Raw genomic sequence first — 12,697 nt, 5'->3', positions numbered from 1 at the left:
GACCACCGTAGTGCGCGTTCGGATTGTGCTGACCGCTGCACAGGGCGGCGCGGGTGGCTGCGTGCTGCGGCGTTTGCGGCGTGCGCTGCCGGGACTGCGATGCCGCAGCCATAAGTGCGGCGCCGCCCATGCCCATCCACAAGAGGTGTTGCTGTCGCCATCCCTGGACACCACGCCGGTGAGGCGGACTTGTCGCCTTCCGGGGCCCCCGGAGGGTCGGTGGACGGTGACTTGGCGGCTGCGACGGGGTAGGCCGGGAAAGGGTACTTTCTCCCCTTAGGACTGACAGCCTCCAAAGAATGAGGACGTGACGGACGCAGCCCCCGCTACGACGACTACTCGCCCGGCAGGAGGCTGCCCCTGGAAGGTCACCGCCGTCGTGATGGGAATTCTCCTCGTCCTCACCGGGGCCGACAATGAATCCCGTTCAGTTCATTCACCGTCTGACCCCGGGGCCCGCTACTGAGCGTCATCGAGGCCCTGAACTCCGCCGTCACCCGACCGAGGAGGGCGGTTCCGAAGGAATGGCCGGCTTGTTCTGACACCTCAGGGCCCGCGCCATCACTTGCGTTGAATGCAAGAGGTGCTTCATGTGCTCTCGGGCTGACGTATCACCAGTGAGGGTATCTGTCATCACCCCGGCCAGCGGCGTCTCATCTAGCTGCTGAGGCGGTGTACCCGAAATCTTGCACCTGACATACACCCCGTACTCGGCCTTACCGTGGACGTCCTGCCGTTGATGAAGTTGCACATCGGAGTTCAAAGACGTCATGGTCCCGCCCTCTTCGCCGGAATCAGAGTTGAACGGCACAGACGAAGGACCGTACACGAGGGTGAACACCTTCTCTCTGCCCGAAACATAGCGTCTGACATCACAGATCTCCGCTGCCCAATTCTGGGCATCAGGATCATACGGATTCATTTGCTTGTAATATTCCGAGCGCGCCTCTTTCAGGTCCGTACCGGAATCACCTCCGTCAACTTCGAGCTTACCCGCTTCCCGTTCGAACCACGCCACGCCGGCCGTTCCGAGCGCCTCTCCGCAAGCGCTCCTCGGAGACCCTGCCTCTTTGCCTCCATCAGTACAAGCGGTCACCACGAGGGCCATCATTATCGGGAAAAGCATGTGAACGGGTTTTTTCATGCTTAGAATCCTCGAACATCATCGGTATCGCTGCGGGCCGCACCTCTGTTGTAAGCGTCTTCGGCTTCTACCGATAGATCCCAGACGTCATCGTCTTTCTTTTCATGCGCTTGCGCATAATTCAGAAGTGGCGTCATAGCATTATGTTGACCGGTTTTCTTGGCCTTATCAATGCTCTCAAGCGCGTCCTGCTTGTTGTCGAACTCGTTCGCCTTGAGCCAATCGAGCGTCTCGTTCCCCGCCTGAGTTTCCGCAGCCCCTCCGACAACCTCGAAGGCCAACGGGACGGCGATCGCTGCTGCGGCATGAGTAGGAATGATCACTTCTGAGGCGACACCCACAGTCGTGCCCACTACAGCACCGGTGAAGAAATCACGCCATGCTCCCTGTTTCTCCAGCTCTCTATTGGCCGCATCCTTCGCTTCGCCATATTCGTTACCAATGCTCTCGAAACGCGCTTGGTCAAGCAGGCCATGCATCATGATGCTGTGCATGGCTACACGCTTCACGTCCCCTTCATCGTCTCCCTGGGCGACCATCAGGCTGGTCCCGTATGCCTGCTGCGCCGCAGAGACGGTGTTGTAGGACCCTTCATCGCTTCCTAGAGCCCGAAGGAAGTTCGTTGCGTTCTGCGAACCAAAGTCCTGGAGATGATGCTCGGCATTGCCAAAGCGACTGTTGCGACCATTATCTCCGGAACTACCCCCGAAATCAGCTTCCGAATAGTTGATACTGTCGATATGCCCAGCCGCGATGTTCGCAAGGCTGTCACGTATCCCCGGCTGCTTGTCTATGGTCTCTGCCGAATTATAGTTACCCACGACTCTTGAGACGAGTTCGGTACGCGCTTCGCGCGCCGCGATCTGCTCCTCGGTCTTCATGAGCGGGATGTGAGGGTCCTTGTCGTCGTAGTCATAACCCAAGGTTGCCGATTCCAGCGCGTGACCGAGGTATTTGAAGCCGGTCGGCTTCCCATCATCGCCCATCGGCCACTTACGAGCGTCGTCGCCGTGGCCCACAAGATAATCCCAGTTGCTGACCTTTTTCCCGTCCTCAGAGGTGGATTCACCAAAGAAGTCGAGCGCGGCCTCTGGGTTGTGACTCATTCCCTCCATATAGCCAGCTACAGGGTCGTTCGCGGCCCCCGTAGGAGGGTAATTCAGGTTCGTGGTGTCGCGCCACATGACGTCAGGATCGCCACGGAATCCGCGTTCGAACTTAAGAAGCCCCTGCCCGTAGTCATGCATAAAGTCGGAATCGAACTTGCCCTTGCGCATCAAGCTGCTCATGACCTGGAAGCCATACGGCCCCATAGGGAGGCCCTGGATGGGGAAGGGCTTGCTTCCGGCAGCGATCACATCATGCTTCCAGTCCTGCATCGCCTGACTGTTGCCGTGGGAAGCGTTGGCGAGGGTCATGCTGAGATTGTCCTGGACATGCGCCAACAGCTTGGCCCGATCTCCATCTACTGCACCACCAGGCGGGGCAGCAAGGTCGCGCCAGAACTGGAGCGTGCCCTTTGCCCCCAGATCGGTGGCCAACGTTTCGGTGAAGCCAGGATTGTCACGCTGATCCCTGAGCGAGTCGTTGTAACGCCTCAGCTCCGCGTCACTCCAATCCTTTACGTCCCCCTCACGGATCTTCTTGGCCCAGTACTTCGCGTCCGCCTCGCCCTGCATACGGTCGGCGTCCTTCAGGCCACTCACGCCCTGATCGGAGAAGTCGTATCCGTGCTTGGCGAAGCCCCGCAGCGCACGCGCGGCGATGCGGTCGTCCTCGTGCGCCTCCCAGAGGATGCGCTTGACCCTGGCCTGGGCCGCGTCCAGTTCGGCATCCGTAGGCTTGTGGATCTTGTCATCATTGCCGGCGGCGGCGCCTGACGGGACCGCGGAGTGAGCTTCACCCTTTTCGTCGATATAAATGCTGCTCTTCGCCACATCATCGATGGCGGTTTTCAAGTCCGCCTTATGCTTCGTGAACGCTGCGTGCGCATCACGCAAAATTGCGAGGACACTCTCGGCCTCTGTAACCACGTCGTCGAACTCCGAGGCCGTCTTGGTCACGAAGCTTTTACCGACAGTGGCGTTGACCCCGTTCCAATTCGCTGCTTCAGTGCGGGACTTGAGCTGCGCCGCAGTGACGCCCGAGCCGTCGGCGCTGCCGCCCTCTCCCGTTGCGAGATCCCGTAGCTTGCGGACCATATGTTCCCAGTCCGTGACCGCCGTCTTAAGGGTCCCAAGCCGCAAATTGGTGAGTTGCCCAGCTGTCAGCATGCCCGTCCCCGTCACTTGAGATAGTCCTGAATGCGCGAGGGAGTCATAAGGTGCCCCGTGGCGTCGCGCATGCCCATCTGGATGTGAACATCGTCCTTCGCGTGCTGGGCACGTGTGAAGTCGAGATGGTTCGAGATATGGGCGCAAGCTTCCTTGAGCGTGGCCAGCTGAGTGTTCCACGCGTCGTGCAACTCGAGCAGGCCCGAACCCATGTCGAGGCCATCGTTGAAGAGGTCGATCGAGGCGTCGAAGATGCTGGGGCGGGCGTAGTCGCCGTCGACCCTCAGCCGTTCGCGCAGGTCGTGTGCCATATTGCCAAGCTTGCCCAGTTCATCATCGTGGACGACCAGGTCACCGTCCTCACTCCGGCCGCCTCCCGGGCCACCAGAGTTGAGCTCCAACTTCGCGGATTCCTTCTCCGCGGCTTTGGCCTTGAGCTGCTCCCACTCGTCCCACGCCATGACGTGAACCTTCCCCCGTACGTTGGTCGTTCATATGGACGCCTTCGCACCATGCACGTTAGCAACTGGCACGGTCCCTGTGCCGGGCCAGGGAGAGAGCGCATACTATGCGCGCTTTTGTTGATTCTTTCCCTCCCCCACACATATGCACCAGGCTGTCTGGGGTACAGCGTTCACGCCGACCCATTCGCCGGGCACAGTCAGGACGCCATGCGGGGCTGGGCACTTGGGCAGTGCTTACTGACCGGCGGAGGGGCGAAGGTCAAAGTCGAGTACCGGCTGCTCCAGGGTGGCGACTACACCCGCGCCAACGCCGAGCGCAATGCCCGCAAGTCCGGCCATACGCCGCTGACGCTCGGGGACGCGATCGGGTATCTGAACGGCACCGGCGCCCACGTTTTCGTCAACTGCCCAGTGCGTTCGGGCGGCGTCGAGCTTCTGTCAGTCAGGTCGGCATGGGCAGCGGCGGAACAGACATAAAGGGCCGCGCCGTTTGCGCCAGCGCGGCGGCGCTCGCCGCCGACACTGTCCGGCACGCCGCCCAGGACATCCGGCAGTGCGCCGACGCGGAGAACCTGCCGGATGGTGCGCCTGCCGTCGGGTGAGCCGGGGCGCCTTCGGTCTCTCGGCCTACCGAGGAGGGTTCGCGGTGCCGGTGCGATCGTTCCGTACACCGCAGCCCAACCGCCCCATGAGCTGCCCGCTCAGTCCCCTTCCGCCCCTCTAGTAGTCTCGCCGAGCAGTTGAAACGGACGGGGGTAGTTACATATGCGCATGCCAGAGGTTGGGGTGAGGAGCGGCGGTCAGGCCCTTCGACGTACAGGTCCCTACACCGTCATCACCCGCCTCGACGCCCCCTCCTCCCAACGCCCCACCCCCGTACCCGTCCCAGAGACCCGCTACATCGCCCGTAGCGCCGACGGTGACCGGACGGTTCTACTCAGCATTCCGCTCGCCGGCGCCGACTCCCAACGCTTCATGGTCGAGGCCGACGCCTCCCGTTACCTGCTGGGTCCATGGGTCTCGCCCGCCACGGAGGTGGCCCCGCCCGGCGAATCCCCATGGCACGCCCGCCCCTATGTGCCCGCGCTGCCGCTGCCCACCGCGCTGGCCGTGCACGGCGGCCCGCTCCCCGAGCGGACCGTCCGCGCCGTCGGTGCCGCTCTCGCCGAGACCCTCGCCATCGCGCACGGCCAGAACCTGACGTACGCGGGCGTCTCCCCCGCCGCCGTTCTGCTCGCTGCCGACGGCCCACGCCTGACCTGCTTCGGAGCCGTACGGGCTGCCGCTCCCGACGGCACCGCGCGTTCCGGTCTCCCCGGGCTCGATCCGGGAAGCCTGCCGCCGGAACAGGCCACGGGCGGGCGGCCACGACCCATGGGCGACGTATACGCGCTCGGGGCGTCCCTCGCGTACGCCGCAACCGGCACCACAGCCCCGGAACGGGACGAGCTGCCGCCCGCGCTGCGGGCGGTCACCGGACGGTGCCTTGCACGCGACCCGGGCGAGCGGCCTCAACTCGCCGAATTGCAGGAGGTGTTCACCCCGGCCTCCACATCGCCCGTCGCCACGCAGACCGGGTCACGCGCCACCGCCCTCCTGAGGCCCGGCTGGCTGCCGGCCCGCGTCATCGCCGCCATCGCCCATCAATCGGCGGCGCTGCTCGCCTCGGAGCCCCACTCGCTCGCCCCGACCTACCGCCCTCAGGACTGACAGCGACCAATGCCCTCCCCACTCACGCACGACGACCCCGTCGCCCTCGGCGCCTACCGGCTCCTGGCCCGCCTCGGCAGCGGCGGCATGGGCACCGTCTATCTCGGGCGCACGGCCCGCGGCCGTACCGTCGCGCTCAAGACCATGCACGCGCGCATCGCCGCCGATCCGGATTCCCGTACCCGCTTCCGTCTCGAGGTCGATGCCGCGCGCGTCATCGGCGGCCGGTACGGGGCTCAGGTCGTGGACGCCGATCCGCACGCCGAGACGCCGTGGCTCGCCACCGAGTACGTGCTCGGGCCACCGCTCGACGAAGCCGTCCAGTGGAACGGCCCCCTGCCGGAGGCGTCGGTTCGGGCGCTGGGGGCCGCGCTCGCCAACGCCCTCGGGCAGCTGCACCGCTCCGACGTCGTCCATCGCGATCTCAAGCCGTCCAACATCATGGTCACCGCGTACGGGCCTAAGGTCATCGACTTCGGTATCGCCCGGGCGATCGGGGACGCCCGGCTCACGCGGACCGGCGCCGCCGTCGGCACGCCCGCCTTCATGTCCCCCGAGCAGGCGACCGGACAGGAACACGACGCGGCAGGCGACGTGTTCGCACTTGCGGGCGTCCTGGTCTACGCGGCGACCGGCCACGGCCCGTTCGGACAGGGCCAGCCGGCGGACTTGCTGTACCGGGTGCGGTACGGGGAACCCGACCTCGGCGCCGTACCCCCGTCCCTCCTCCCCCTCCTGACCCGCTGCCTCGCCAAGGACCCGGCGCTCCGCCCCACCACCACTGAGATCGCGGCCCAACTCCACGACGGCAGAGGCGAATTCGCCGACCACCTCCCGGATACGGTCCTCGCGGAGATCGGGCGTCGGGCGAGCGAAGTGTGGGGTGTGGCGGAGCAGCTGATGGCCGCGCCTGCCGAGGGCCCTTCCCCGCCAGCTCCAGCGCCTGCGCAGACGACCGCCGGACACTCCCTCTCCCGGCGTCGGCTCCTGACCCTCGGCGGTGGTGTCGCAGCAGGCGTCACCGCGGCAGCAGGAGGGTTCTGGTACTGGCACGCCCAGTCCGGGGCGGGATCCGATCCCGGGCCTCACGGCCGGCAGGCCGACGACGGTGCGAGCACCAAGCGGACGACGGGGCTCGCCCCCTTGTGGAAGCTTTCGGACCGCGACCGCCGGCACGAGCTCGGCCCGCTCGTCCCTCATCCCGTTCAGGGCACCGTCCTCATGGACCGCGGAGGCCTCGCCGGGCTGGCCCCGACCATCGGGGCCGCGATCTGGAGCGCCATCAGCGGAGCCGGGAGTTGGCAGTACGCCGTTGCCGGCGACAAGGTCTACCGCATCGAGGTGCGCGACCCGGACTCGAACCAGAAGCGTCCCCCACTCGAGGTTCACAGCGTGAGCAGCGACAGCGGCCAGACCCTCGCCACTGTCGCCCGCCTCTCCGACAGCAACGGCAGGCTCAGCGGCAACCAGCTCCTGTGCGTCTCTGACCAGGTCCTCTACCTGGCTGTCGGGGACGGCACGGACCCGCCCAACGGCACGGGAGAGTTCCTCGCGAGCCAGAAGTGGACCCTGCGTGCCGTGAACGTCCGCACCGGCAGGACCCTGTGGACGCAGCCGCTGCCCTCGCGGCCCGACAACAGCATGCGACTGCACTTCCTCGCCGCGCGGGTCATCGGCAACCGCCTGGTGACGTTCCAGGAGCGCGAGGAGGGTTCCGTACGCGTCGTCGTGCGAAACGCCCTGACCGGTGCGGTGAGTTGGGACAAGCCCTATCCCGTCGTGGACCCCGAGACCGTACGCGAAGGCATCGCGGCGGACGACTCGCACATCTACCTGGGCGCCGGGCAGCTGCGGGCCCTGCGCCTGAGCGACGGCCGGCAGGTCTGGTCTTCCAAGCCGGCCCACGGATACGGCGAGACGTACGGACCCCCGGCCCTCACATCCGGTGTCCTGTACGCGGTGGTGGAAGGGGCCGGCCTGGTCGCCGTGGACCCACGCAGCGGAAAGCAGCGATGGGCGGAGAAGAGCAGCGTCGCGGGCAATGCCTTCACGACCTGCCGTCCCGTCGTCGGCCGCCGGTACGCCTACTACCGGAACGGCGTGACGCTCAGAGCCGTCAGCCTCTCCTCGCACACCGCCGCACGGACCTACGTCACGTCCGGCGAAAGATTCTTCGGTGATGAGCAGAACGACGTCATCATCGCGGTCGACGCCAAATATGTGGCCGCGTACCCCCTTGCGTGACCCGCGCGCACAAGCCCCCTCCTCCGCCCCAGAAAGCCAACTCCCATGAAACCCCTCGGCACCGGCGCCCCCCTCCGCCTCGGCCCGTACCGTCTGCTCGGCGTCCTGGGCGAGGGAGGAATGGGCAAGGTCTACGTCGGCCAGGACGCCGCCGGGACCCCGGCGGCTGTCAAGGTGCTACGCCCCGAACTCGCCCATGACACACATCTGGCACAGCGTTTCGTCCGCGAGGCACAGGCAGCGCAAGCCGTACGGAGTCCGGGTATCGCCGCCGTACTCGGGGCTCAGACCGAGGGCGGACGCCCGTGGATCGCCACCGAGTTCCTTGCCGGGCCCACCCTCGACCAGGCCGTGGACGCCTACGGTCCGCTCGACGAAGACTCCGTACGGGCCCTCGCGGCCTCGCTGGCCCGCACCCTCGCCGACATCCACGCGACCGGGTTCATCCACCGCGACCTCAAGCCGCCGAACATCGTCATGACGTCGAACGGACCGCGCGTCATCGACTTCGGCATCGCCCGCCCCGAGCACGGTCTCACCCTCACCACGACCGGCCAGGTCCCCGTCACCCCCGGCTACGGCGCTCCCGAGCAGGTCCTCGGGCAGCGCGTCTCGCCGGCCGCTGACGTGTTCTCCCTCGGCGCGGTCCTCGTCTACGCGGCCGCCGGCAGGGCCGCGTACACCGGCGGGCACATCGCCGCAGTCCAGTACGAGGTGGTCCACGGCGAGCCCCAACTGGACGGCATCGCAGACTCGTTGAGAACCCTGATCGGTCCATGCCTCGCCAAGGACGCGGCGGCCCGCCCCGCTCCGGGGCAGATCACGGCCGCGTTCGAGGAGCCCGGAAAGACCCGTCGGATCTGGCGGCGCGGACCACTCGCCGAGGCGATCAAGGAACGCGAGGACAGTGCCCGGCAGTTGACGGGACAGGTCTCGCCCGCGGCGACACCGGGCCTGACCCGGCGGCGGCTGATCACCGGCGTCGCCGCGGGAGGCACGATCCTCGCGACAGCGGGAGGAGGCACCGCCTGGTGGCTGGGAGCGCAGAAGAAGGAGGAGGCACAGCAAAGCAAGGACCCCTTCTACATTCCGCCGCCGGTACGCACGCCCAAGGCCACGCTCGACACCGGAGCGGGCAGCACTCCCACAAGCCTGTGGACGGCATCCGACGTGATGGACGGCCCGCACCAGGGTCTGCTTCCCGTACGGGACGTCCTCGTCTTCGCGGCCCTGAGCGGCGGATTCTCCGCGCACGACGTCAGAAACGGGAAGAAGAAGTGGACCGTACCCGAGGCGCAGGTCAAGGCCCGCTGCCTCTCGCTGTCGGACCAGCTGGTCGCGCTGGCGGACGATCAGGGAACGCTCCGCACCTTTGTCGCCTCCACCGGTCGGCCCAAGTGGACGTGCCGGGCGGCGGAGGCGAAGGCACTCGTCGCCGCGGACGACGACGCGGTGTACGTGATCACCAAGAACGACCGACTGCGCAGTATCGGCCGGTCCGACGCGAAGATCCGCTGGACCTCCGAATTCCCCGCCGAGTACCGGGGAAAGGTCCAGTACCGCGCGGTCATCGGTGACGGACTACTGGTGTTCGTGGGAGACGACGGCGGCATCGTCACGATGGCCACAGGCGACGGCCATCCCGTATGGTCCTTCCTGCAGAAGACGGATCTGGGCATCGCCCCGGCCGTCCACAAGGGAATCCTCTACGTCAACGGCGAGACCCTGACGGCTCGCCGCTTGCGGGACGGGAAGAAGCTGTGGGAATCCCATCCCGCGTACCACCTCGGCGCGAAAGCCTGGGGACCACCCTTGGTGGACGGGAAATCGATCTACGCCAATGACGGGGACCACACCCGGCGCATCCACATGAAGGACGGCTCAGTGGCTTGGTCGACGCTGGGCAAGGCGAGCTATTTCAGCCCCGTGCTGCGACAAGGAAGCGGGCTGTGGGCCTACTTGTACAGGGAGGACTCGGCTCAGATCAGCACCATGAAGATCGAGGACGGCACAGCCGCTTGGGCGTACGACCTGCCCAAGACGGAGTACCTAGACGTGGCGGCTGACGGCAACCGCGTCTTCGTGCAGCACGACACCTCGATCACGGCCCTGTCGGTCTTCTGACCTCCGGCCCCTGCTGCCCGTTGGAGGGGGAATTCGGGCTGTAGTAGTGGTTCGAGGAAGGCGGCGGGGCGTACGCCGGGTGCTGTGGCCCGCCCGGAACGTAGGGTGGCATAGCGGGCGGCGACTGGGTGACCCGGCGCTGACGACGTCGAACCAGCGGAACGGCGACGCCCGCGCCGATCAGCACAGCTGCGCCCACGCCGATCCCGATGCCCAGCGAGGCGTTGCTGTCGCTCTCCTTGCCGACGGTCGACGTCGCAGCGCCCGAGGCCTTCGGCGACGGGTACGTGATCACCTCGGGGGCCGGGTAGTCCGGGAGGGGGTACTTGTCGGCCGGGCCCTGGTCGCCCGGGGTCTTCAGGGCGATGCGGGGGCGGACGATGCCGTAGCCGATGGCGTCGTTGCGCTTCGCGCCGTCGGTGGGTCCTCCGATGGTGTTGAGCATGACTCGCAGGACCTGGTTGTTGGTCCAGTCGGGGTGCTTGGCCCAAATGAGGGCCGCGCTGGCGGAGGCGATGGCTGTGGCGTCACTGGTGCCGTAGGTCTTGCAGAAGCCGGTCTTGCCCGTGCAGGCGTGAACCATGGCTTCGCCTGGGGCAGAGATGTCGACCTGCTTGCCGTAGGTCGACCACGACGTCCGGTGCAAGTCCTTGCCGATTGCGCCAACGCCGACCACGCCTGGTGTTGCCGCAGGATATTCGAGCGTATTGCCCTTGTTCCCACTGTTGCCAGTTCCAGCAAAGATCAACGAGCCCTTCTTCAGTGCGTAGTCGACAGCTGCCGAAAGCTGAGGCGAGCCCTGCGCCTGCGCCTGAGAAATATTGATGACCTTCGCGCCTTCGTCGGCCGCGTACCGGATTCCCTTGACCAGCGCGTCGAGGAACTCTGCGCTCGATTCGGCCTCACTGGACGCCTCCATGGCGTCCGGCAGACGGATCGGGAGGATCTTTGCGCCCGGCGACAGGCCGAGAGAGCCCTGTCCGCCTCCGTAAGCACTTGTCCCAGCGATCAATGCAGCCATGCCGGTGCCGTGGCCCTCGTAGTCAGTGTATTCATCTCCCGACTGACTGGCCGGCGCGAGATCCTTGCCTATGAGGATCCTGCCTCGCAGATCTGGGTGGTTACGGTCCACCCCCGTGTCGATGACGGCGACCGTGACCCCCTTGCCCGTGCTGGTCTTCCACATGCCGTTCGCCTGCATGGCATCGAGATACCACTGCTGGGACCGGATGGAATCCGCATGAGCCGGGGCGGTTGCCACACCTGCCAGCAGCAAACCAAGAACGGCTGAGACGGCCGCGCCACGACGTCGTAGTCGACGTCGGGAGCAAGTAGACCCGGTCCTATCCGTAGTCGTCACGCAGACGGACCCGGCCCCTGCGGACCGCCGCCGTACAACGAGTTCGCGTCGTGGCTCGTGGGGTGGTTCTGCGGAGCGCCGTAGGGCTGGTACGGAGGCTGCCCGGGAGCGGGGGTGGGCGCGTACGGGTACGCAGGCGGCTGCTGAGTTGCGCTCCGCTTGCGGCTGCGGGTGACACCGACGGCGACGCCCGCACCGATCACCACAGCGGCGCCGACGCCGATGCCGATCCAGACCGGGGTGTTGCTGTCATCGTTCTTGGACGCGGCGGAGCCGGCGTCGTCCGGGGCCTGGTAGCCAGTGGGCTTGGAAGGCTCGGCGGACGGCGACTTGGCGGCCACGGGGTACTCCGGCAGCGGGAACGTGTCGGCCGGGCCCGGGTTGCCGGGGTTCGTCAGGGCGATGCGGGGGCGGACGATTCCGTAGCCGATGAAGTCGCTGCGCTTCGCACCGTTGGTGGGTCCGCCAGCAGTGTTGAGCATGACCCGGAGAACCTGGTTGTTGGTCCAGTTCGGGTGCTTGGACCAGATCAGGGCGGCGCTGGCGGAGGCGACAGCAGTGGCGTCACTTGTGCCGTGGCTCTTGCAGAGACCGGTCGCGCTTGCCTTGGTCCCACAAGCGTGGACCATTTCGTCGCCTGGAGCTGAGATGTCCACCTGCGGACCATGGGTGGATTCGGCCGTCACGCCGAGGTCCTTACCGACGGCACTTACCCCTACCACCCCTGGAGCGGCAGCGGGATACTCCACTGTGTTTCCGTCCTTACCGCTATTACCGGAGGACGCGAAAATCAGCGAACCCTTCTTCAACGCGTAGTCCACGGCCCCCGTGAGCTGGTCCGACCCTGACAGGACGCCCTGGGAGATGTTGATGACCTTGGCGCCATGATCCACCGCGTATCGGATCGCCTTGGGCGCGAGCTCGTTGAACTGCCCAGCCGATTGGTACTGGTTCCCCAGCTTGCCCCCGTCCGGGATCCGGATCGGAAGGATCTTGGCGTCCGGGGCGAGACCGAACGAACCCTGCCCGCCATCACGCGCCCCGGTTCCGGCAATCAGCCCGGCCATTCCTGTGCCGTGACCGGCATAGTCGTTGTGCTCGTCACCTGGCTCCGTCGGCGCGAGATCCAGGCCGTCCAGCACCCGCCCGCGAAGATCGGCGTTTTGCGGGTCGACGCCCGAGTCAATAACCGCGACGGTGACGCCCGAACCCTTGCTGGTGCGCCACATGCTCTCCGCCTTCATGACGGTGAGGTACCACTGATCGTCGCGTGGCGTTTTCGCCAGGGCAGGTGTGGCTGCAGCGCCCACCAACAGCAGACCGAGGGCTGCGGAAGAAACAGCTCGGCGAGCGTACCGACTCGTGCTGGTGGGCATGC

At 66.3% G+C, this 12,697-nt stretch carries 9 protein-coding genes; 4 read left to right on the top strand and 5 right to left on the bottom strand.

The genetic code is table 11. From position 1 onward, the window contains the following. Positions 1–493: 493 nt before the first annotated feature. From ACWIGU_RS11830 to ACWIGU_RS11820, 3 genes are read right to left on the bottom strand one after another with little or no spacing between them, the layout of a single operon-like run. Positions 494–1,144, bottom strand: coding sequence for a hypothetical protein (locus ACWIGU_RS11830; RefSeq protein WP_454399842.1), 651 nt, complete (start codon positions 1,142–1,144; stop codon positions 494–496). 2 nt (positions 1,145–1,146) lie between these two features. Next, on the bottom strand, positions 1,147–3,417 hold the full coding sequence (locus ACWIGU_RS11825; protein ID WP_454399841.1) for a DUF6571 family protein: 2,271 nt from the start codon (positions 3,415–3,417) through the stop codon (positions 1,147–1,149). An 11-nt stretch (positions 3,418–3,428) separates the two neighbouring features. After that, a complete protein-coding gene (locus ACWIGU_RS11820; protein WP_454399839.1) occupies positions 3,429–3,878 on the bottom strand; it encodes a hypothetical protein in 450 nt (149 codons plus the stop codon). A 210-nt stretch (positions 3,879–4,088) separates the two neighbouring features. Between ACWIGU_RS11820 and ACWIGU_RS11815 the strand changes: the two genes are divergently transcribed. The 4 genes from ACWIGU_RS11815 (at position 4,089) to ACWIGU_RS11800 (ending at position 9,959) form a co-directional block, all read left to right on the top strand. Beyond that, positions 4,089–4,358 carry a hypothetical protein gene (locus ACWIGU_RS11815; RefSeq protein WP_454399837.1) on the top strand — a complete coding sequence of 90 codons (270 nt, stop codon included), beginning with the start codon at positions 4,089–4,091 and terminating at the stop codon, positions 4,356–4,358. A gap of 294 nt (positions 4,359–4,652) precedes the next feature. After that, positions 4,653–5,591, top strand: a complete 939-nt coding sequence (locus tag ACWIGU_RS11810; protein WP_454399835.1) for a serine/threonine protein kinase — start codon at positions 4,653–4,655, stop codon at positions 5,589–5,591. A 9-nt stretch (positions 5,592–5,600) separates the two neighbouring features. Beyond that, complete coding sequence (locus ACWIGU_RS11805) at positions 5,601–7,835, top strand: protein kinase domain-containing protein (RefSeq protein ID WP_454399833.1); 2,235 nt, start codon at positions 5,601–5,603, stop codon at positions 7,833–7,835. Between the two features lie 45 nt (positions 7,836–7,880). Beyond that, complete coding sequence (locus tag ACWIGU_RS11800; protein ID WP_454399831.1) at positions 7,881–9,959, top strand: protein kinase domain-containing protein; 2,079 nt, start codon at positions 7,881–7,883, stop codon at positions 9,957–9,959. On the opposite strand, the gene mycP (ACWIGU_RS11795) is transcribed toward ACWIGU_RS11800, so the two are convergent. Together mycP (ACWIGU_RS11795) and mycP (ACWIGU_RS11790) are read right to left on the bottom strand one after the other, a co-directional pair. Beyond that, on the bottom strand, positions 9,937–11,235 hold the full coding sequence (gene mycP / locus ACWIGU_RS11795; RefSeq protein ID WP_454399829.1) for a type VII secretion-associated serine protease mycosin: 1,299 nt from the start codon (positions 11,233–11,235) through the stop codon (positions 9,937–9,939). The genes ACWIGU_RS11800 and mycP (ACWIGU_RS11795) overlap by 23 nt on opposite strands. A gap of 80 nt (positions 11,236–11,315) precedes the next feature. Continuing rightward, entirely contained in the window at positions 11,316–12,695 is a 1,380-nt protein-coding gene (mycP, locus tag ACWIGU_RS11790) for a type VII secretion-associated serine protease mycosin (protein WP_454399827.1), read from the bottom strand. Positions 12,696–12,697 lie beyond the last annotated feature (2 nt).

The organism is Streptomyces sp. NPDC055400 (assembly GCF_053644375.1).
Note: the sequence above shows the minus strand (reverse complement) of the source record. Positions and strands in the feature narration are given on the sequence as shown.

Bases quoted from the DNA above. Each gene is read 5' to 3' on its own strand.
- mycP (WP_454399827.1), bottom strand. From the start codon at position 12,695: ATGCCCACCAGCACGAGTCGGTACGCTCGCCGAGCTGTTTCTTCCGCA.
- ACWIGU_RS11820 (WP_454399839.1), bottom strand. From the start codon at position 3,878: ATGGCGTGGGACGAGTGGGAGCAGCTCAAGGCCAAAGCCGCGGAGAAG.
- ACWIGU_RS11805 (WP_454399833.1), top strand. From the start codon at position 5,601: ATGCCCTCCCCACTCACGCACGACGACCCCGTCGCCCTCGGCGCCTAC.
- ACWIGU_RS11815 (WP_454399837.1), top strand. From the start codon at position 4,089: ATGCGGGGCTGGGCACTTGGGCAGTGCTTACTGACCGGCGGAGGGGCG.
- ACWIGU_RS11830 (WP_454399842.1), bottom strand. From the start codon at position 1,144: ATGAAAAAACCCGTTCACATGCTTTTCCCGATAATGATGGCCCTCGTG.
- ACWIGU_RS11825 (WP_454399841.1), bottom strand. From the start codon at position 3,417: ATGCTGACAGCTGGGCAACTCACCAATTTGCGGCTTGGGACCCTTAAG.
- ACWIGU_RS11800 (WP_454399831.1), top strand. From the start codon at position 7,881: ATGAAACCCCTCGGCACCGGCGCCCCCCTCCGCCTCGGCCCGTACCGT.
- ACWIGU_RS11810 (WP_454399835.1), top strand. From the start codon at position 4,653: ATGCCAGAGGTTGGGGTGAGGAGCGGCGGTCAGGCCCTTCGACGTACA.